General features: G+C 76.1%; 14 protein-coding genes. 11 read left to right on the top strand and 3 right to left on the bottom strand.

Annotated elements, in window-relative coordinates:
- The first annotated feature begins 52 nt into the window (after positions 1–52).
- From GEV43_RS38795 to GEV43_RS38780, 4 genes are all read left to right on the top strand, one after another.
- Positions 53–316, top strand: coding sequence for a ubiquitin carboxyl-terminal hydrolase 14 (locus tag GEV43_RS38795; protein ID WP_160825637.1), 264 nt, complete (start codon positions 53–55; stop codon positions 314–316).
- Positions 316–1,854, top strand: a complete 1,539-nt coding sequence (locus tag GEV43_RS38790) for an MFS transporter (RefSeq protein ID WP_160825636.1) — start codon at positions 316–318, stop codon at positions 1,852–1,854. Before GEV43_RS38795 ends, GEV43_RS38790 begins: the two co-directional genes overlap by 1 nt.
- Positions 1,855–1,952: 98 nt before the next feature.
- Positions 1,953–2,840 carry a LysR family transcriptional regulator gene (locus tag GEV43_RS38785; RefSeq protein WP_160825635.1) on the top strand — a complete coding sequence of 296 codons (888 nt, stop codon included), beginning with the start codon at positions 1,953–1,955 and terminating at the stop codon, positions 2,838–2,840.
- Positions 2,841–2,926: 86 nt separating this feature from the next.
- Positions 2,927–4,525, top strand: a complete 1,599-nt coding sequence (locus GEV43_RS38780; protein ID WP_160825634.1) for a Na+/H+ antiporter — start codon at positions 2,927–2,929, stop codon at positions 4,523–4,525.
- Between the two features lie 103 nt (positions 4,526–4,628).
- Here GEV43_RS38780 and GEV43_RS38775 read toward each other — a convergent pair whose 3' ends face one another.
- Complete coding sequence (locus GEV43_RS38775) at positions 4,629–5,540, bottom strand: Lrp/AsnC family transcriptional regulator (protein WP_160825633.1); 912 nt, start codon at positions 5,538–5,540, stop codon at positions 4,629–4,631.
- 896 nt (positions 5,541–6,436) lie between these two features.
- Here GEV43_RS38775 and GEV43_RS38770 point away from each other — a divergent pair.
- From GEV43_RS38770 to GEV43_RS38745, 7 genes are all read left to right on the top strand, one after another.
- Positions 6,437–7,873: a GuaB1 family IMP dehydrogenase-related protein gene (locus GEV43_RS38770; RefSeq protein WP_160825632.1), complete on the top strand. Its 1,437-nt coding sequence runs from the start codon at positions 6,437–6,439 to the stop codon at positions 7,871–7,873.
- A gap of 480 nt (positions 7,874–8,353) precedes the next feature.
- Positions 8,354–9,865: an LCP family protein gene (locus GEV43_RS38765; protein WP_160825631.1), complete on the top strand. Its 1,512-nt coding sequence runs from the start codon at positions 8,354–8,356 to the stop codon at positions 9,863–9,865.
- 162 nt (positions 9,866–10,027) lie between these two features.
- The gene (locus tag GEV43_RS38760) at positions 10,028–10,471 is read left to right on the top strand and encodes a hypothetical protein (protein WP_160825630.1); all 444 of its coding nucleotides are present in this window, start codon (positions 10,028–10,030) and stop codon (positions 10,469–10,471) included.
- Between the two features lie 91 nt (positions 10,472–10,562).
- Positions 10,563–11,630 carry an enolase C-terminal domain-like protein gene (locus tag GEV43_RS38755; RefSeq protein WP_309240164.1) on the top strand — a complete coding sequence of 356 codons (1,068 nt, stop codon included), beginning with the start codon at positions 10,563–10,565 and terminating at the stop codon, positions 11,628–11,630.
- Entirely contained in the window at positions 11,630–12,235 is a 606-nt protein-coding gene (locus GEV43_RS38750; protein ID WP_160825629.1) for an AAA family ATPase, read from the top strand. Before GEV43_RS38755 ends, GEV43_RS38750 begins: the two co-directional genes overlap by 1 nt.
- A gap of 912 nt (positions 12,236–13,147) precedes the next feature.
- Complete coding sequence (locus GEV43_RS56705; protein WP_375539129.1) at positions 13,148–14,548, top strand: hypothetical protein; 1,401 nt, start codon at positions 13,148–13,150, stop codon at positions 14,546–14,548.
- Between the two features lie 545 nt (positions 14,549–15,093).
- Positions 15,094–17,133, top strand: a complete 2,040-nt coding sequence (locus GEV43_RS38745; protein WP_375539142.1) for an SCO7613 C-terminal domain-containing membrane protein — start codon at positions 15,094–15,096, stop codon at positions 17,131–17,133.
- 67 nt (positions 17,134–17,200) lie between these two features.
- Here GEV43_RS38745 and GEV43_RS38740 read toward each other — a convergent pair whose 3' ends face one another.
- Together GEV43_RS38740 and GEV43_RS38735 are read right to left on the bottom strand one after the other, a co-directional pair.
- Positions 17,201–18,355 (bottom strand): acyl-CoA dehydrogenase family protein, encoded by a 1,155-nt coding sequence (locus tag GEV43_RS38740; protein WP_160825627.1) that lies wholly within the window; start codon positions 18,353–18,355, stop codon positions 17,201–17,203.
- On the bottom strand, positions 18,352–20,358 hold the full coding sequence (locus tag GEV43_RS38735; protein WP_160825626.1) for a biotin carboxylase N-terminal domain-containing protein: 2,007 nt from the start codon (positions 20,356–20,358) through the stop codon (positions 18,352–18,354). Before GEV43_RS38735 ends, GEV43_RS38740 begins: the two co-directional genes overlap by 4 nt.
- Between the last annotated feature and the right edge of the window lie 58 nt (positions 20,359–20,416).

Below are 20,416 nucleotides of genomic sequence, written 5' to 3'. Positions count from 1 at the left end.
GTCTCCCCCGCCCGCCTCGGGCCGGTGGCCGGCGGCGTGCGACGATGCATCCATGGCTACGTGTGAACATGTGAAGTCGCTGCCGGACGCCGCCCCGGAGCCGCGGACCCCGCAGGGCTGCGAGGAGTGCCTGAAGGAGGGCACCCGCTGGGTGCACCTGCGGCTGTGCCTGAGCTGCGGCCACGTCGGCTGCTGCGACTCCTCGCCCATGCGGCACGCGTCCGAGCACTTCCGGGCCGAGGGGCATCCGGTCGTCCGGTCGTTCGAGCCGGGCGAGGACTGGCGCTGGTGCTTCGTCGACGAACTCATCGTCTGATGCCGGACGTCCGTCTCGGGACCGGTCCCGGCCGGTGGATCCTGCTGGCGACCGTGCTCGGGTCCAGCGTGGCGATGCTGGACTCGACGGTGGTGAACGTCGCGCTGCCGAGGCTGGCCCGCGACCTGCACGCCGACATGGCGGACCTCCAGTGGACGGTCAACGCCTACACCCTGACCCTCGCCGGGTTCATCCTGCTCGGCGGGTCGCTCGGCGACCGGTACGGGCGCCGGAAGGTGTTCCTGGTCGGCGTGGTGTGGTTCGCGGTCGCCTCCGTGCTGTGCGGCGCCGCGCTGAACGTCGAGATGCTCGTGGTGTCGCGGGCGCTCCAGGGCATGGGCGGGGCGCTGCTGACGCCGGGCTCGCTGGCGATCATCCAGGCGTCGTTCGCCTCCGACGACCGGCCGCGGGCGGTCGGCGCGTGGTCCGGCCTCGGCGGCGTGGCGGGCGCCATCGGGCCGTTCGCGGGCGGCTGGCTGGTGGAGGCGGCGGGCTGGCGCTGGGTGTTCCTGCTGAACGTGCCGCTCGTGGTGATCGTGGTGCTGGTGACCGTGCGGCACGTCCCCGAGAGCGTGGACCCGCGGGCGCGCGGCCGCTTCGACGTGTCGGGCGCGGCGCTCGCGGCGCTGGCGCTCGCCGGGACGACGTACGCGCTGACCGAGGCGCCCGCGCACGGCGTCAGCCCGCTCCTGGTCGGCGGCGCGGGCGCGGCCGGGGTCGCCGCGGCCGTGGCGTTCGTCCTGCTGGAACGGGCCAGGGGCCGGGGGCGGCGGCTGCGCGGCGGGCGCGCCGGGCGGGACGCGCCGCAGCCGATGCTGCCGCTGGAGGTGTTCGGGTCGCGGCAGTTCACCGCCGTCAACGTCGTCACGTTCGTCATGTACGGCGGGATGGGCGTGATGTTCTTCCTGTTCGTGGTGAACCTCCAGGTCGTGTCGGGGTTCTCGCCGATCGCGGCGGGGACGGCGCTGCTGCCGGTGACGGCGCTGATGCTGCTGCTGTCGTCGCGGGCGGGCGCGCTCGCGCAGAAGATCGGCCCGCGGATCCCGATGACCGCCGGGCTCGTCCTCGCGGCGGCCGGGATGCTGCTGGTCGGCCGGATCGGGAAGGGCGCCTCGTACGGCCTTGAGGTGCTCCCGTCGGTGCTGGTGTTCGGGCTCGGCCTGGCGGCGGTGGTGGCGCCGCTGACCGCGACGGTGCTCGCCACCGCCGACGTCCGGCACGCGGGCGTCGCGAGCGGCGTCAACAACGCGGTGGCGCGCGCGGCGGGGCTGCTCGCGGTCGCGGCGATCCCGCCGGCCGTCGGGCTCACGGGCGACGCGTTCAACGACCCGGCGGCGTTCTCGCACGGGTTCCGGCTGGCGATGGCGTCGTGCGCCGTCCTGCTGCTGGCGGGCGCGGTGCTGAGCTTTTTCACCGTCCACGACGACGCGCTGGCCGGCGCCCCGCCGGGGCAGGGCGAGCCGGAGAGCCGGTCGCACTGCGCGGTCGGCGCGCCGCCCCTCGAACCCGCGCCGAAGGGCCGCGCCGGGCCCGCCTGACCGCGCCGCGGCGGGCCGGGGAGGGCGCGTCCCCAAATCTCCGGTCCTATTCCGGCTATGTCCAGGACCGGATCGGTTCGTTGTCATACGGTCAGGGCATGAATCTGCGGCAGCTGCGTTACGTCGTGGCGACCGCCGACCACGGCACGATGACGTCGGCGGCCCAGGCTCTCTATGTCGCCCAGCCCGCCCTGTCGCGGGCGGTGCGGGAGCTCGAACGGGAGCTCGGCGTGGAGCTGTTCGCTCGTTCGGGACGGGGCGTGGTGCTCACCCCGGTCGGCGAGCGGGTGGTCCGGCAGGCGCGGATCGCGCTGGACGCCGTGGAGGCGATCGAGGGGCTGTCGGTGGCGCGCGCCAACGGCCGCGGCGCCGAGCTGCGCATCGCGACCACGCCGTCCCTGGAGCCGGAGCTGACCGGGCGGCTGATCCCCCGGTTCGCGCGCGACCAGTCGGCGGTGCGGGTCCGGGTCGTGCGCTGCGAAGGCCGCGACGACGTCGCCGTGAAGCTGCGCACGGGCGCGGCCGACCTCGCGCTGACCGACCTGCCGGTGCCCGGCGACCTCGCCGCGCACCCGTTCGAGCAGCGCGAGGTCGTGCTGATCTCGCCGCCCGGCCTGAAGGTGCGCGAGCCGGTGCCGCTGACCGCGCTGGACGGGATGCGGCTGGTGCTGCCCGCGCGCGGCAGCGACCGCCGCGTCGAGATCGACACGATGCTGAAGCGGATCGGCGCGACGCCGGTCGTGGCGGTCGAGTCGGACGAGCGCGGCTCGTGGATCGGATGGGTGCGGGCCGGGATGGGCTCGCTGCTGTGGTACCGCAACCAGCTCGACGACACCGAGGGCGTCGCGGTCCGCTCGTTCATGCCGCCGATCACGCGGCTGATCGGCCTCGTGCACGCGCACCGGCAGCTCCCCCCGGTCGCCCGCGACTTCCTGGCGTTCGCCAAGGAGACCGCGAAGACCCCCCGCAGCCGCGACCCCCACTGACCCCCCCCCTGACCTCGCGGGCCGGGCCGCCCGGCACGCGGCGGCTGGTGCGCTGGCGCCGGGGGTGATCGTGGCATGATCTGGCGGTGGAGACGACGCACGCGCTGTGGCTGCTGGCGGTGCCGGTCAGCGCCCTGATGGTGGCCGCGCTCGCCCGGCGGATCGGGCTGGCGGCGCCCCTGGTCCTGGTGATCGCCGGACTGCTGGTGTCCTTCGTGCCGGGTGTGCCGGAGTTCGAGCTCGACCCCGAGTTCGTCCTGTACGTCTTCCTGCCGCCGCTGCTGTTCTCGGCGGCGTGGCAGAGCTCGTACTACAACCTGCGCGAGAACCTGCGGCCGATCGGGCTGCTGTCGGTCGGCCTGGTGCTGTTCACCACGCTCGGCGTCGGGTACGCGGCGCACCTGCTGGTCCCCGAGCTGCCGCTCGCCGCGGCGTTCGTGCTCGGCGCGATCGTGGCGCCGCCGGACGCGGTCGCGGCGGTGAGCGTCGCGCAGCGGCTCGGGCTGCCGCGGCGGATGGTGACGATCCTCGTCGGCGAGAGCCTGTTCAACGACGCGACGGCGCTGACGGCGTTCCGGGTGGCGGTCGCGGCGGCGGCGGGCGGCGGCTTCACGCTCGCGGGCGGCGTCGGGCGGTTCGCGTTCGCGGCGGTCGCGGGCGCGGCGATCGGGCTGCTGCTCGGGCCGCCGCTGCACTGGCTGCGGACCCGGCTGAACGACCCGCTCGTGGAGAACGGCGTCGCGGTCGTCGCCCCGTTCGCCGCGTACCTGATCGCGGAGGCGGTGCACGCGTCCGGCGTGATCGCGGTCGTGGTGAGCGGGCTGTACCTCGGGCACCGGTTCACCGAGTCGGCGGCGGTGACCCGGCTGATCGGGCAGTCGTTCTGGAAGATCATGGTGTTCGTGCTGGAGTCGGTGGTCTTCCTGCTGATCGGGCTCCAGCTCCCGCCGGTGATCGACGGGCTGTCCGGGCACGGCTGGGAGCAGCTCGCCGGGTGGGCGGTCGCGATCTTCGCGGTGACGGTCGCGGCGCGGTTCGTGTGGGTGTTCCCGTCCTGGTACGTGCCGCTCTGGCTGTCGGCGCGGGTGCGGCGGCGCGAGGCGGGCGTCGACTGGCGCGGCGGGGTGGTGATCTCGTGGGCGGGGATGCGCGGGGTGGTGTCCCTGGCCGCCGCGTTCGCGATCCCGTACGCCACGTCGGCGAAGGAGCCGTTCCCCGGACGCGACCTGATCGTGTTCTTCACGTTCACCACGGTGCTCGGGACGCTGCTGGTGCAGGGACTGACGTTCCCCGCCCTGATCCGGATGCTCGGCGTCGCCGGCGACCGCGAGCGCTACACCGACACCGTCGCCGAGGCCGGGGCGCAGCACGCCGCCGCGCGGGCCGCGATCGAGCGGCTGGACGAGCTGACCGCCGGGGAGGACCTCGACGCGGACGTCGTCCAACGGCTCCGCGACCTCGCCGAGCACCGCCAGCTCCGCGCGTGGGAGCGGCTCGGCGGCGGCACCGGCCCGGAGGGCGAGGAGGTGCCGAGCGCCACGTACCGGCGGCTGCGCCGCGAGATGCTGGCCGCCGAGCGCCGCGTGTTCGTCCGGATGCGGGACGAGCGGCGGCTGGACGACGCGGTCCTCGACCGCATCCTGCACGACCTGGACCTGGAGGAGGCCGCGCTCGCCCGCGACTGACCCCGCCGGGCCCGCACGCCGGCGGCCCGGCGTGCGCGCCCCCGGCGCCCGGCCGCCGCGCTCCCGCCGGGCGGGCGTACGGGGCGGCGGGCGCCGGGGGCCGTCAGGCGCCGTTGAGCGGCTTGTCGGGCAGCTCGACGGCGTACGACTCCTTGACGACGTCCAGGTGGTGCCAGGACTCGCGGACGGTGACGCCGGGCACGGCCCGGACGGCGTCCAGCACCGCCACCATCTCGGCGCGGGACGCCGCCTCGGCCTGCCCGACGATGTCGTACCTGCCGAACCCGGTCGCCAGGTAGCGGATGCCGTCCTGCTCGGCGACCGCCTCGGCGGCGCGCCGCAGCCCGCCGGTGACCACGAGCCCGAACCCGCCGAGCTCGGCGGCGCCGAGCGCGAGGGGGTCGGCGAGGCCGGTGACCTGGATGACGCCCGTGCGCATCAGCCGCACCACCCGGGCCCGCGTGGCGGCCTGGGAGAGCCCGATGATGTGCGCGAGCCGGGTGTAGGGCGCGCGGCCGTCGCGCTGCAGCTCCTGGAGCAGCCGCCAGTCGATGTCGTCCAGGGTGACGTCCCCGAGCTCGCGCACCACCGCGTGGGTGTCGCGCACGGTGGACACCGACCGGAAGACCTCGGCCGAGCGGACGCCGGGGACGGACCTGATCTCGTCCACCTCGGCGGCCAGCGCGGCGTCGTCGCGGGTGCGGACCTGCACGACCAGGTCGTACGGGCCGGCGGTCAGCGCGCTGAAGCTGACGGCGGGGCGTTCGGCGACGGCCGCGGCGACCTTGCGGGCCGAGCCCTCCACGGTGACGGACACGTGGCCGATGGCCTCGGCCCCGACGACCGCGGCGTGGACGATGCCGACGACGCGGACGACCTCCGTCTCGAGGAGGTTCTGCACGCGTGCCCGCACGGCCGTGCGGGAAAGCCCGACGCGGTCGGCGAGCGCCTGGAACGTCGCCCTGCCATCCCGCTGGAGCTCGCGGACGAGCACGGCGTCGACCGCATCCAGCACGGCTGTCCTCCTCGATATGTGATGAATCCTTTTGCCAGCAACTGCAAGATCATTCCATTTCGGGACGGTATGACGTCAAATATTGATCTTGCTCGTGTTCGGAATGCCGGATGACCGTCGAAGCGTCGGCGTTCGGGCCGCGCGGTGACGAATCCGATGCCCGCCGACCCGTCGCGGGAGCGCATCGCGGGTGGTCCACCCGGTGCGCTCCGGGCCGCCCGGCCATGGGCGGGCGGCGCGCGGCGTGGTGATGATCACTGCGACGGTCACGGTGGCGACCACCGCGCCGGCGGGGCCGGTCCCGGCGCGGACGGGCACGGCTCACCGGGGCCAAGTGCGTGACCTGCATGCGCTTCTCCCGGTGTTCTGATGTGACGCCTGCTACGGGGGATCTGCCGTCCGCGTGAGGCACATGTAAGAAAAGTGCATCGGGGGCGCAGTTACGTCAAGAGGTAACTTTACAGAGAGCTAAACCTCACGTTGCACCGGTATCGACTGCGCACGGCCCGTCTCCTGCGTTACGGGCGGTCAGCGGCTATATGGCCGCCTCCGAGACGTCCGTCTAGCGCGACGGGATCTTTACTCCCTCTCCGGGGACACGGCGTCCTCACCCCGGGGACGGGTTCCGTATCGCTCGCCCGCCGCCCCCGCGGCGCACCGGACCGCCGGAGGGCCGTTCGCGGCGATCTCGCGCGTTCGCGCGCCGATCCCGTCGCGGGAACGCGCGGCGAACGGCGTCCGGGGACTTGACTCAGGCGGCGCGGAGGGGGAAATCGGGCCCGCCGCGGGCGCGGTGGGCGCGGACGGATGCGAGCTTGGCTCCATCATGGGCGGGTATGGCTCACAATGTACGGTGGCCCAGCCACTTTCAGCCCTGATTGGTGTGTAGAACAGCCGTGCGCCTGCTGAACGGTGAGCGTCCCGCTCACGACCTCACCTACAACGACGTCTTCATGGTCCCCGGCCGTTCGTCGGTCGGATCCAGGCTCGAGGTCGACCTGTCCACCTCCGACGGGAGCGGCACGACGATCCCGCTGGTCGTGGCCAACATGACCGCCGTGTCCGGCCGCCGGATGGCCGAGACCGTGGCGCGGCGGGGCGGCCTCGCGGTGATCCCGCAGGACATCCCGGTGGACGTGGTCGCCGGCGTGATCGGCTGGGTGAAGCGGCGCGACCTGGTCGTGGACACCCCGATCCGGATGGCGCCGGACGGCACCGCCGCCGAGGCGCTCGCGCTGCTGCCGAAGCGCGCGCACGGCGCGGTGATCGTCGTCGAGGACGACCGCCCGGTCGGCGTGGTGACCGAGGCCGACTGCCAGGGCGTGGACCGGTTCGCGCAGCTCCGCGAGATCATGTCCCGCGAGCTGGTCACGCTGCCGGCGGGCCTCGACCCGCGCGAGGCGTTCAACCGGCTGCACGAGCGCGGGCACCGGCTCGCGCCGGTGGTGGACGCCGGCGGGCGCCTCACCGGCATCCTGACCAAGACCGCCGCGCTGCGCGCCACGCTGTACCGGCCCGCGGTGGACGGTGCGGGACGGCTGCGGATCGCCGCGGCCGTCGGGGTGAACGGCGAGGTGCCGGGCAAGGCCAAGGCGCTGCTGGAGGCCGGGGCCGACCTGCTCGTGGTGGACACCGCGCACGGCCACCAGGAGAAGATGATCGGCGCGCTGGAGGCGGTGCGCGGGCTCGACCCGTCCGTCCCGATCGTGGCCGGGAACGTGGTGACCGCCGAGGGCACCCGCGACCTCATCGAGGCGGGCGCCGACATCGTCAAGGTCGGTGTCGGGCCGGGCGCGATGTGCACGACGCGGATGATGACCGGCGTCGGGCGACCGCAGTTCTCCGCGGTGCTGGAGTGCGCCGCCGAGGCGCGGCGGCTCGGCCGCGCCGTGTGGGCGGACGGCGGCGTCCGCCACCCCCGCGACGTGGCGCTCGCCCTCGCGGCGGGCGCGTCCAACGTGATGGTGGGCTCCTGGTTCGCCGGGACGTACGAGTCGCCGGGCGACCTCCAGCGGGCCGCGGACGGGCGGCTCTACAAGGAGAGCTTCGGGATGGCGTCGGCGCGGGCGGTCGCGTCCCGCACGTCGGACGACTCGGCGTTCGACCGCGCCCGCAAGGCGCTGTTCGAGGAGGGCATCTCGACGTCGCGGATGTTCCTCGACCCGTCCCGGCCCGGCGTGGAGGACCTGATCGACGCGATCGTGGCCGGGGTGCGCAGCTCCTGCACGTACGCGGGGGCGCGGACGCTGGAGGAGTTCCACGAGCGCGCCACGGTCGGCGTCCAGAGCACGTCCGGCTACGCCGAGGGGATGCCGCTCGCCACGAGCTGGTGACCGCGGCCCGGCGCCCGCCCGCACGCGCCGCTCGGCCCGCCGCCGCGCGCCCTCCGGCGCGCCGCCCGCGCGCCGTCCGCGTCCGTCCGCCCGCGCGCCGTCCGGCCCGGGGGCGCGCCGTGATCGTCTCGGTGCTCTCCGCGCCGGCGTCCCGCGGAGCCTTCAGAGCCTCTCCGGGACGTTCCGGCGGCCGGTCAGTACCCGATTGCCCGGAACGCTCGTTCCGTCCCTGATCGCGCTCTCAGGGCGCGCCAGGGCGCTCTGAGATCACCGGGTACCGGCTCGTCCCGCCGCGTACCGGGCGGGAACCGGCAATGCGCTCTTCACGCGCGGGTCACGTTAATATCCTCGGACGAAGCAGCACCTAGCGACACCACAGCGCGTGTTCGGTCGACCACCCCCGCAACCCTTTCCCGGTTTTGCGCGTCCATAATGTAAGTCGGAGGCTGAATTGCCCGTGGGTGGGGGATCGGAGCGTACATGGCGAGTCGTTCAGCGAGCCGGCGTGCCTCGGAGGACGGCGCGGACCCCGCCGCCGAGTCCGAGACCGAGCCGGCCCGCGGCGGGGCGCGGGGGCTGGCGAGGGCCCTCGGACTGACGCTCGCCTCGGCCCTGGTCTGGGGCATCGCCCACCTGTGGTCGGGCCGGCGCTGGGCGGGGGCGCTGCTGCTCACCGGGTTCGCGCTGCTGCTCGCCGCTGCGGCCGTCGCCACCACCTCGTTCCGCTCCGACCTGCTCCACCTCGCCGTACGGCCCGACTGGCTGCGCGGCATCGCGATCGGCCTGCTGGTCCTCGGGCTGGTGTGGATGGCGGTCGTGGTCCGCTCCTACCAGATCGTCCGGCCGGAGGGCATGTCGGTCGTCTCGCACGCCGCGGGGGCGCTCGGGGTCGTGGTGCTGTGCTTCGCGGTCGCGGTGCCGTCGGCGTGGGGCGCGTACAGCACCTACGTCTACCGGGACGCGCTGACCAGCATCTTCCGCACCGGCAACACCAACGGCCGCCACATCGACACCAAGGACCCCTGGGACGGGCAGCCCCGCGTCAACGTGCTGCTGCTCGGCGGCGACGCCGCGGCCAACCGCGAGGGCGTCCGCACCGACAGCATGACCCTCGCCAGCGTGGACACCAAGACCGGCGACACCGTCCTGCTGAGCCTGCCGCGCAACCTGGAGCACTTCCAGATGCCGCCCGGGCCGGCCCGCGACCGGTTCCCCTACGGCTTCACCGGCGACGGCGCGGGCACGCCGGGCCTGCTCAACGAGGTGTTCCAGTACGCCGAGGAGCACCCCGACCTGGTGCCGGGCGCCCCCAAGAACCAGCGCGGCCCCGAGCTGCTGAAGAAGACGATCTCCGGCATCCTCGGGCAGCGCGTCGACTACTACATCCTGGTCGACATGTTCGGGTTCGCCGACATCGTGGACGCGATGGGCGGCGTCAAGATCAAGATCACGGAGCCGATCCCGTACGGCCTGGAGGGCGGCGTGCTCCAGCCCGGCGACCGCGTGCTGAAGGGCAAGGAGGCCCTCTGGTACGGGCGCTCCCGCACCGCCAGCGACGACTACGCGCGGATGGCCCGGCAGAAGTGCCTGATGCGGGCGATCGCGCAGCAGGCCGACCCGCAGACCGTGCTGACCAAGTTCGACAAGCTCGCCGCCGCGACCAAGCGCGCGATCTCCACCGACCTCCCGCAGGAGCTGCTGCCCGCGCTGATGGAGCTGTCCGACAAGGTCAAGGACGGCTCCCGGCTCGACAGCCTCTCCTTCGTCCCGCCGCTGATCAGCACCGGCTCCCCCGACTTCGACCTGATCCGGCGGCTCGCGGCCAAGGCCGTGGCCCCGAAGGCGAGCCCGGCGCCGTCGCCCAAGTCCACGCCGAGCACGCCCGCGAAGCCGTCGCCGGGCGCGTCCAAGTCCGGCTCCCCGGCCGCCGGCCACCACGCGGGCGCGGGCCAGGCGAAGCCGATGGACCTGGGCTCCACCTGCCCCAAGTGACGCCCCTCCCGAACGTACGGGCCTGAACGAGACGCCGGACGGCCCGCGGCCCCACCGCCCCGGGCCGTCCGGCAATCCGGGCAGTCCGGGGCGGTCCGGCGGTCCGGAACGGCAGCGTCCAGGACAGGGACGGTACGGCCGGGGCCGCGGGACACTGGCACGGTGAACCGGGCCCACCGCCTCCGCCAGGCCGTCAACGCGGCCAACCTGTCGACGCCGCTCGGGCTCCTCCTCGTCGCCGCGGGCACCCGGTCCCACCGCAGCCGTCCGGCTCCGGGCGGCCTGAGGGTCGCCGGCGGGTACCGGCTGCCGCTTCCCGCCGCGCCCGCCTTCACCGTCGGCAACGTGGTCCTGATGCGGGGCGACGCGGCCGAACGGCTCACCCGGCGGCCGGCCCTGCTGCGGCACGAGGCACGGCACGCGACGCAGTACGCGTACTGCCTCGGCCCGGTCATGATCCCGCTGTACCTCGCGGCGGCCGCGCTCTCGTACGCGCTGTGCGGCGACTACGCCTCCTACAACCCGTTCGAACGGCTCGCCGGCCTGGCCGACGGCGGCTACGGCAAGCGGCCCCTGCGCTTCTCGCGCCGCTCCCCCGCGGCGTGACTCCCGTCCCGCCGCGCCGCGGATGTCTTGCCTGCTCCCGGAAGGGGGGATCATTGAGGGGAGACGTCCGAGCGGGACGAGACGAGAGGCGGTGCGGGTGCCCCGGATCCACGGCTGCGACGCGTTCCGGGTGGCGATGCCACGCGGGCGGCGGCCCGAGAGCATCCTCGTCCGGATCGAGGGCGAGGACGGCGCGAACGGCTGGGGCGAGGTCGCCGTCCCCAAGGGCGCCGACGGCGGCGGACCGGCATGGGCCGACATCGAGGAGCGGATGGGGCCCGCGCTCATCGGGCTCGACTGGGACCGTCCCGAGGACGTGTCGGCGGCGGCCGACCTCGGCTCGCACGGCGCCGCCGCCGCGATCGACGTGGCGTGCTGGGACCTGTGGTGCCGCGGCCGGGGCCTCCCGCTCGCGCACGCCCTCGGCGGCACCCGCACCTCGATCGTGACCGGCGCCCGGATGCCGCCCGAGCCGATCCTCGACACCGTCGCGGGCCGCGCCAACCGCGCGATCGGCGCGGGCCACACCCGCGTCACCCTGGAGGTGCGGCCCGGCTGGGACATCGAGCCGGTCCGCGCGATCCGGCAGGCGTACCCGGCCCTCGCGATCGTCGCCGACGCCGGGCACGCCTACGCCGAGACGCCCGAGCACCTGGCCGTCCTGGAGGGCATGGACGCCTACGGGCTCGTCGCGATCGAGCGGCCGTTCGCGGGCGGCGACCTCGGCGCGTGCGCGCGGCTCCAGCGCCGCGTCGGCACGGCGGTCGCGCCCGACGTGGGCGACCTGGACACCCTGGACGCGGCGATCTCGCTGGAGGCGGGCCGCGCGCTGCACCTGCGGCTCGACCGGATGGGCGGGCTGACGGCGGCGCGCAGCGCGCACGACCTGGCGTACGCGGCGGGCTGGGACGTGTGGTGCTCGGGCACGGGCGCGTTCGGCATCGGGCAGGCGGCGGCGGTGGCGCTCGCCGCGCTGCCCGGCTGCACGCTGCCGAGCGACGTGTCCGACCCGGCGGGCGGGCCGGTGTTCGTGACGCCGCCGGTGCGGTCGTCGGGCGGCGTGGTGGGCGTCCCGCTCACCCAGCCCGGCCTCGGCCACGAGATCGACGAGGCGCGCATCGACCGGCTGGCGACCCGCCGCATGCGCCTGTCCGTCTGATGCCGCCCGCGCCTCCCCGGCCCGCCCCCGCGGCGGCGGGGACCGTCTGGGTGGTGGCGGGCCCGCCCGGCTCGGGCAAGTCGACCGTGTCGCGGCTGCTGCTGGAACGGCTCCGGCCCGTCCCCGCGCTGCTCGACAAGGACACGCTGTTCGGCTCGTTCGTGGCGGCGACGCTCGACGCGTACGGGCGCGATCCGGGCGAGCGGGAAGGCCCGTGGTACGACGAGCACGTCAAGCGGCACGAGTACGGCGGCCTCACCGCCGCCGCGCGCGAGATCCGCTCGTACGGGTGCCCGGTGCTGCTGAGCGCCCCGTTCACGGGCCAGATCCGCTCGCCGCGCCGCTGGGCGGACTGGGTGGAGGCGCTGGGCGGCCCCCGCGTCCGCCTCGTCTGGATCCGCACGGACGCCGGCACGCTCCGCCATCGCCTGACCGCGCGGGGCCTCCCGAGGGACGAGGGCAAGCTGGAGGCGTTCGCCGCGTTCACCGCCCGGATGCGCCCGGACGAGCCGCCGCCGGTCCCGCACAGCGAGATCGACAACCGGCTCGCCGCGACGGCCCCGCTGGAGGACCAGGTCGCCCGGCTCGTCCACGCCGTTATGTAGAGATTTCGTGACACATGTCGAGACGGGCCCGCGGGCGCGTCTAGGGTCCGCGGCAAAGACCGCCGACCCGGGGTGCCGACATGAACCGGCTTCAGTGTCCTGGCTGCCTTCACCCGACCGCGCGGACCGCCGCCTGCCCGACCTGCGGCCTCCCCCTGACCGGCCCGCTGGCGGCGCGCCTCTGGAACATCCAGGACGAGATCGCCGACGTCGAAGCGTGGCTGGCCGTCCTCCCGAAACGCCTCGCAACCCTCAACGCCGACCGCGCCGCTCTCCTCGCCACCCTCACCCCCACCGCCGAACGGACATCACCCGCACCCGCCCAACCCGCCGAGCCCCCGCCCGCGCCACACGGAACCCCCACCGCACCCACCGAAACACCACCGCAGGCCACTGCGCCCCCGCCGCAACACCCGCGCGCACAAGCGGCCGCCCACGCGAAGACGCAACCGCCCGCCGCCACGCCGCCGCGACCCCCGTACCCAGAGCCCGACGCGCACACCGAAACACCGCCGCAGACGACCGCGCCCCTCCCACAACCCACACGCGAACAGGCCACCGCCCCCGCGAAGACGCGAACGCCCGCCGCCACGCCGCCGCGCCCCCGTACCCAGGACCCGACGCGCACACCGAAACACCGCCGCAGACAACCGCGCCCCTCCCACAACCCACACGCGGACAGGCCACCGCCCACGCGGAGGCGCGAACGCCCGCCGCCAGGCCGTCGCGACCGCCGTACGGACAGGGCGCTGGGCAGCGGGTCGCGCGTGCTGAGGCGGCGGCGCGGATCGGGGTGCGGAGGGGGGACGGGCGGGGGCGGCGGGATCTGTCGCGACATGCGGTGCAGAATCTGCTGCTGCTGCTCGGCGGGCTCCTGCTCGGGATCGCGGCGGTGGTGTTCACCGTGGTCAGTTGGGGCATCTCGGGGTGCGGGCGGCGGTGCTGGTCACGGTCACCGCGCTCGCGCTGGCGGCGCCCTGGCCGCTGGCGCGGCGGCGGCTGAGCTCAACGGCCGAGACGGTCGCGTTCATCGGGCTCGTGCTCGTACCGCTGTCGGGCCTGGCGGTGGCGAACGCGGTGATCGGGCACAGCTCGGATCCGGGCGGGCTGAACGAGTCGGGGTCCGGCGGGGCGGGCCTGTGGCCGGTGGTCGCCGGGACGGCGGCGCTCGCGGCGCTGTGGGCGGGGTACGCGCGAGCGGCGCCGCTGCGGCTGCCCGGCCCGACCGCGCTGGCCATCGCGCACGTTCCGCTGCCCCTCGCCGCGTACGAGGCGGGTCCGACGCCCGCCGGCGCGGCGCTGGCGCTGCTGCTGACGGCGGCGCTCGACCTCGCCGTCCGGTGGTTCGCGCGGGAGCGGGCGGGCTCGTTGGAACGGGCCGTCGCGGAGGTCGCCGGGCTGTTCGCGGGGCTGGTGGGGGCGGCCGTCGCGCTGGCGGCGTCGTTCGCGGCGGACGGTCCGGCGGCGGGGCTGCGCGCGTCCGGGGTGCTGGCGCTGGCGGTCGCGCTGGCGTGGGTGTGCGCCGGGTCGGGCGACGGGCAGGAGGTACGGGCCGCGTTCTCGGCGGGCGCCGGGACGGCGGCCGCCGCGGCGCTCGCGGCTCCGGCGGCGAAGGCCCTGCCGGTCCGCTGGGCTCCGGCCGTGTACGCGGTGGCGGCGTGCGCCGTCCTCGCGTCCGCGGCGCGGCTGCCCGAGCGGACGCGGCCCGGCGTGGCCGGAGCGGGCGCCGTCGCGCTCGGGCTTGCGGCGGTGGCGGTGGCTCCGGACGTCGTCGCGGCGTTGGTCGGACCGCTCGGAGCGTTCGGCGGCATGTGGTCGGGGCACGCGCCGGTCTGGACGGGGCGTCCGGCGGCCCCGGCCGTGATGGCGGTGGCGGCGCTGGCGGCGGGCGGCCTGGCGTTCCGGCGGGAGGTGCGGGCGCTGCCCGGCGCGGCGCGGGACGGGTGCCGGATCGCGGCCGTGCTGTGCGCCGCCTCGGCCGTCGTCGCCGTGCCGGGCGCGGCGGGCTCCCGCGCGCGGCGGACGCCGCGTTGCTGCTCGGCGCTGGCGCGGTGCTGCTCGGAGCCGGGGCGTACGGCCGGACGGTCCCGTTCGCTCCGGTCGCGGCGGGGTCGGGGGCCGCGGTCGCCGTCCTGGCCTCCGCGTGGTCGGTGGCGGGCGCGGCGCCGGTGTGGGCGCCTGCGGCGGCGGGCGCGGCGGTCGTCCTGCTTCTCGGCTGCGCGGCCGCGGCGAGGACGGAGGCCGTCCAGGTCGGCGCTGGCGCCGGAACGGTCCTCGCGGGCGGCGGGCTCGTCGCCGTGCTGTGGGCCGTGAACGGCTGGTCGCAGCCGTCGCTGCCGTTCGCGCTGCTCGCGGTGCCCCTGGTCGCGCTCCTGCCGTGCGCACGGGCCCCGGACGGGCTGGCCCGCGCCGTGTCCCGTTCCCGCCGCGACGTCCGAACGGTCGTGCTCGGCGCGGCGCTCGCCGTCCTGCCGGGGACAGCGCTGCGGGACCGCCGTCCGGCGCAGTCGCTCGCGGTCGGCCTCGCGGCGTCCGGCGTCACGCTCGCCGCCGTCGCGACCGCCGCGTCCGCCGGGGTCGCGCCGGGCGGACGCCCACGGCAGGACGTCCTGGCGCTCACCCTGGCCCTCGGCGCGTTGCTGGCGGCCGCTGGCGCGTGGTCGCGGCGAGGCAGCGCACAGAGCGCCGTCCCCGCGTACGTTCTGGCCGGGCTGGCGCCGCTGCCGGTGCACGACTCGTTCGTCCCCTCGCTGTTCGGCCCGTTCGCGTGGCTGGGCAAGGCGTGGACCGCGGACGGCCCCGGAACGGCCCGCGGCCTCCTGTCCCCCGGCGAGGCGTGGACGGCGCGTCCCGTGCTGATGCCCGTTCTCGCGCTCGCCGCGCTCGCCGCCGTCCTCGCGGCGACGGCGCACCAGGGCCGCTGGGCGGGCGCCGGAGTCGTACGCGTCGCGGGCCCCGTCGCGCTCGCGCCGCTCCCGCTGGCCGCCGACCTGCCCTACTGGGCGGCGCTGGCGTTCCTCGTGGGCCTGACGGCGGGCCTCGCGCTGTGGGCCGCGCTGTCCCGGACGACGGCGGGCGCGACGGCGCTGTGGACGGCCGCGCTCGCCGCGTCCTGGTCGCTCGCCGACCGGACGGCGACGCTGTCGGTGCTCGCGGCCCTCGCCCTCGCCGGGCTGGCCTGCGCGGTACGGGGCGGCGACTCGCGGGTCTCGTCGGTCGCGTCGGCGGTGACGGCCCTCGCGGTCGGCGCGGAGGGCGCGGCGGTGGCGCTGGCCGGGGACCTGCCCGCCCGTTCGGCCGCGTTCGTGGTCCTCGGCGTCGCCGTGCTGATCGTCCGCGCCGCCGCGCTGCCGCTCGACCGGCCCCACGCGGCGCACGCCCTCCGCCTCGCGGGCGCGGCGCTGTGGGCGGTCTCCGTGGCCATGGCGTCCGGTGATCCGCTGCGGGCGGCGCTCGTCCTCGCGGCGGGCGGGCTCACCGCGGTGCTCGCGGCGGGCCGGCTGCGCGGCGCGGCCCGCGACCTCGCGCTCGGCTGCGGGTGGACGGCGGCGGCCGTCGCGCTGGTGCCGCCCCTCGCGCTGCTGGCGGCGGTGATGGCGGACGTCTGCCACTGGCCCGCGCACCCCTGGAGCGGCGGGTACGGCACGGTCCGCGACACGCTGCCCGCCGTCCCGGACGTCCTGCTCGTGCCCGCCACGGCCGCCGCGGGCGCCCTCGGCGCGGCGACCGCGACCGCGTCGGCCCGGCTGCTCCTCGGCCCGGCGGCCGCGCACCGGGCCGCGACGATCACCGTGCCGCCCGCGCTGCTGTGCGTCCTCGCGGTCGCGGACCCGCCGTACGCGGCGGCGCTCGGCGTCGCGTTCGCCCTCGCGGTCGCGCTCGCCGTACAGGCCGCCGCCGCGCCGCGCGGCACGGACACGGTGTCCGGCGCGGCGGCGCTGGCGGTGGCGTCGACGGCCGTCGCCTGGTCGCTGACGGCGAGGCTCCCGACGCTGGCGGTCGTCGCCGGCACCTGCGCGGTCGCCGCCGGATGCGCCCTGGCTGCCCGCAGAACCGCGGTCCGCGCCGCGGCCGCCGCCACCGCGATCCTCGCCGCGGGCGGCCTGACCGCCGCCGCGTGCCTCGCGGCGGGCTGGACGCCGCAGACCGCCGCGTTCCCCGTCCTCGCGTCGTCCGTCCCCGCGGCCGTCCTCGCCGCCCGCCTGGCCCGCCGCGCACAGCCGGACGGGACGACCGTCGCCGTCGAGGCCCTCGCGGTCGAGGCGGCCGGGTACGCGGTCACCGCGTGCGGCGTCGGGCTGGCGTTCGCCGATCTCGCGTACGCGAGCGCCGCGCTCACCGGCGCGGGCGCCCTCGCTCTCGCCGTCGCGGCCCGCGCCGACCGCCGCCGCGCCGCGTGGGCGGGCGCGGCGGCGCTGCACCTCGCGCTGTGGATCCGGCTCGGCCTGTCGGGCGTGGACGCGCCGGAGGCGTACACGCTGCCGGTCACCGTCATCGGCGTGGCGGCGGGCCACCGGCTCCTGCGGCGGCGGGGCGGCGCGTTCTCGTCCTGGCCGCTGTACGGGCCCGCGCTGGCCCTGACGCTCCTGCCGAGCCTCGCCGTCGCCTGGACGGACCCCGGCCTCGTCCGGCCGCTCCTGCTGGCCTCCGCCGCGTTCGCGGTGACGCTCGCCGGGGCGCTGGGCCGGCTCCAGGCTCCGCTGCTCATCGGCGGCGGCGTGCTCGTGCTGAACGCAGCGCACGAGCTGTTCCCCGCGCTCGCCGACCTCGTCGGCGACGGACCGCGCTGGCTGCCGATCGCGGTGACCGGGGCGGCGCTGCTGTTCGCCGGGGCCACCTACGAGCACCGCCTCCGCGACCTGCGCCGCCTCCGCGCCTCGCTCACCGCGATGCGCTGACCGCCCGCGCGCGCAGGCACGGGCGGGCGCGGGCGGACCCTCCGCCCGCCCGCGCCCGGGACGCGCCCTAGTACGACTTCGGCAGCCCCAGCGAGTGCTGCGCGACGAAGTTGAGGATCATCTCGCGGCTGACCGGCGCGATCCGCATGAGGCGGACGACGCCCGCGAGCATCCCGACGCCGTACTCGGTGGTGAGGCCGTTGCCGCCGTGGGTCTGGATGGCCTGGTCCACGGCGTGGATCGCCGCCTCGGCGGTCGCGTACTTCGCCATGTTGGCGGCCTCGCCCGCGCCCATGTCGTCGCCCGCGTCGTACAGCCAGGCGGCCTTCTGGCCCATCAGCCGGGCCAGTTCCAGCTCGACCTTGGCCTGCGCGAGCGGGTGCTGGAGGCCCTGGTGCGCGCCGATCGGCGTCTTGAACACCTGCCGCTCCTTGGCGTAGGAGACGGCCTTGCCGAGCGCGAGCCGCCCGATGCCCGCGCCCATCGCCGCCGCCATGATCCGCTCGGGGTTCAGGCCCGCGAACAGTTGCAGCAGCCCGCCGTCCTCGTCGCCGACGAGCGCGTCGTACGGGAGCCGCACCTCGTCCAGATGGCAGATGAACTGCTTCTCCGGCGACACGATCTCCATGTCGATCGGGGTGTGGGTGAACCCGGGCGCGTCCGTCGGCACGATGAACAGCGACGGCCGCAGGTTGCCCTTCTGGTCCTCGGTGCGGCTGACGAACAGCACCGCGTCCGACTCGTCCACGCCGGAGATGAACGTCTTCTGCCCGCTCAGCAGCCAGCCGTCGCCGTCGCGGCGCGCGGTCGTGGTGATGCGGTGCGAGTTGGACCCGGCGTCCGGCTCGGTGATCGCGAACGCCATCTTCACCGACCCGTCCGCGAACCCCGGCAGCCAGCGCTTGCGCTGCTCCTCGGTCCCGGACCGCGCGATGATCGTCGCGCAGATCGCCGGGGACACCACCATGAGCAGCAGCGGGCACCCGGCCGCGGCGAGCTCCTCGCAGACCGCCGCGAGGTCGCCGATGCCGCCGCCCCCGCCGCCGTACTCCTCGGGCACGTTGACGCCGAGGTAGCCGAGCCGACCGGCCTCGGCCCACAGCTCGTCGGTCTTCGCTCCGGCCTTCGCCTTCTCCACGTAGTACGACGCGCCGTACTTCGCGCCCAGCTCGGCGACGGCCGCGCGCAGCGCCTGCCGCTCCTCGGACTCGATGAAGCTCACTCGGGGGTCCCTTCGTTCTCCGCGCCGTCGTTCCGCGCTCGTTCCTCCGCGGGCACGATGACGGCGAGGACCGCACCGGCCTCGACCTGCCGCCCCGCGCCGACGTTCAGCTCCGCGACCACGCCCGCCGCGGGCGCGGCGATGCGGTGCTCCATCTTCATCGCCTCCAGGACGACGAGCGTGCGCCCCTCCTCCACCGCGTCGCCCGGCCCCGCCTCGACCCGGACGACCGTGCCGGGCATCGGGGCCAGCAGCGAGCCCGGCGCGACCAGGTCGCTCGGGTCGGCGAACCGCGGCACGGCGCGCAGCGCCACCGCCCCGAACCGCGAGTCGACGTACGCCTCGCCGCCCGCCGCGCGGACCGCGAAGCCGCTCCGGACGCCGTCCACCTCCAGCGTCACCAGGCCGGGCGACGCCGCGTGGAGGCGGACGCCGTCGTGGCCCTCCGCGGCGAGCCCGTCGCGGGTGATCCGGTAGCCGACCTCCACCCGGGTGCCGTCCGGCGCCTCGTACTCCTTGCGCTGCGGCTGCGATGGGACGTTGCGCCAGCCGGACGGCAGCCCGCCCAGCACGGCCGCGCCCGAACGGTTCGCGGCGGCGTCCGCGAGCGCGGCGGCGAGCGCCGACAGCCGTACGGCGCGCCCGTCCGCGAGCGGCGCCGCGAGGACGTCCAGGCCGACCTGGTCGAGGTAGCCGGTGTGCGTGCCGCCCGCCAGGAACACCGGCTCGGCCATGATCCGCGCGAGCAGGTCGCGGTTGGTGGTCAGGCCGTGGATCCGCGCGCCGCGCAGCGCCGCGCCGAGGCGGCGCGCCGCCGCCGCGCGGTCCGGGCCCCACGCGATCAGCTTGGCGAGCATCGGGTCGTAGTGGATCCCGACCTCCGTGCCGCTCTCCACGCCGCTGTCGAGCCGCAGCCCGTACCCGGCCGGGACGGCGAACGCGCTGTCCACGCCCGGCACCTCGAACGTCCGCAGCGTCCCGGCCTGCGGGCGCCAGTCCGCCGCCGGGTCCTCCGCGTACAGTCGCACCTCGATGGCGTGTCCCTCGGGTCGCGGCGGCTCCTCCGGCAGCGGCGCGCCCTCGGCGATCTCGATCTGCATCCGCACGAGGTCGAGCCCGTACACGCACTCGGTGACCGGGTGCTCGACCTGGAGCCGCGTGTTGACCTCCAGGAAGAAGAACCGGCCGTCGTCGGCGAGCATGAACTCGACCGTGCCCGCGCCGACGTAGCCGATCGCCTTCGCCGCGTCCACCGCCGCCCGGCACAGCTCCTCGCGCAGCGCGGCGCCCACCGCGGGCGACGGCGCCTCCTCGATGATCTTCTGGTGGCGGCGCTGGACCGAGCACTCCCGCTCCCCGAGCGCCCAGCCGCGTCCGTGCGCGTCCGACAGGACCTGCACCTCGATGTGCCGGGCGTTCTCCAGCAGCGGCTCGCAGAACACCGCCGGGTCGCCGAACGCCGACCGCGCCTCGCGCCGCGCGCCCTCCACCGCCTCGGCCAGGTCCCCCAGGGACCGTACGACGCGCATCCCGCGCCCGCCGCCGCCCGCCGACGCCTTCACCAGCAGCGGCAGGTCCGCCTCGGTCACCGCGTCCGGGTCCAGCTCCGGCAGCACCGGCACTCCGGCGGACGCCATCAGCTTCTTCGCCTCGATCTTCGAGCCCATCGCGGCGATCGCGTCCGGCGGCGGCCCGACCCAGGTCAGCCCCGCGTCGATCACCGCGCGGGCGAACGCGGCGTTCTCCGACAGGAACCCGTACCCCGGATGGACCGCGTCCGCGCCCGCCGCCCGCGCCGCCGCGACCAGCAGGTCGCCGCGCAGGTAGGTGTCGGACGGCGCGACGCCCGGCAGCCGCACCGCCGCGTCCGCCTCGGCGGCGTGCGGGGCGCGCCCGTCCGCGTCGGAGTGGACGGCGACGGTCGCGACGCCGAGGTCCCGGCACGTGCGGAACACGCGGCGCGCGATCTCGCCGCGGTTCGCGACCAGCAGTTTGTCGATCATGTGGGAGTCACCTGTTCACCGTTCGAGCGTGGAGCCGTCGGGGCGCGGCCGTCCGGGC

It is taken from the genome of Actinomadura sp. J1-007 (assembly GCF_009793335.1).
Classification (GTDB): Bacteria; Actinomycetota; Actinomycetes; order Streptosporangiales; family Streptosporangiaceae; genus Spirillospora; species Spirillospora yumaensis.
The sequence above is the reverse complement of the archived record's forward strand: the minus strand, read 5'-3'. Positions and strand labels throughout refer to the sequence as shown.

Coding starts and splice junctions, on each gene's coding strand:
- GEV43_RS38790 (WP_160825636.1), top strand. CDS start 316: ATGCCGGACGTCCGTCTCGGGACCGGTCCCGGCCGGTGGATCCTGCTG.
- GEV43_RS38785 (WP_160825635.1), top strand. CDS start 1,953: ATGAATCTGCGGCAGCTGCGTTACGTCGTGGCGACCGCCGACCACGGC.
- GEV43_RS38765 (WP_160825631.1), top strand. CDS start 8,354: ATGGCGAGTCGTTCAGCGAGCCGGCGTGCCTCGGAGGACGGCGCGGAC.
- GEV43_RS38750 (WP_160825629.1), top strand. CDS start 11,630: ATGCCGCCCGCGCCTCCCCGGCCCGCCCCCGCGGCGGCGGGGACCGTC.
- GEV43_RS38795 (WP_160825637.1), top strand. CDS start 53: ATGGCTACGTGTGAACATGTGAAGTCGCTGCCGGACGCCGCCCCGGAG.
- GEV43_RS38745 (WP_375539142.1), top strand. CDS start 15,094: ATGCCCGTTCTCGCGCTCGCCGCGCTCGCCGCCGTCCTCGCGGCGACG.
- GEV43_RS38735 (WP_160825626.1), bottom strand. CDS start 20,358: ATGATCGACAAACTGCTGGTCGCGAACCGCGGCGAGATCGCGCGCCGC.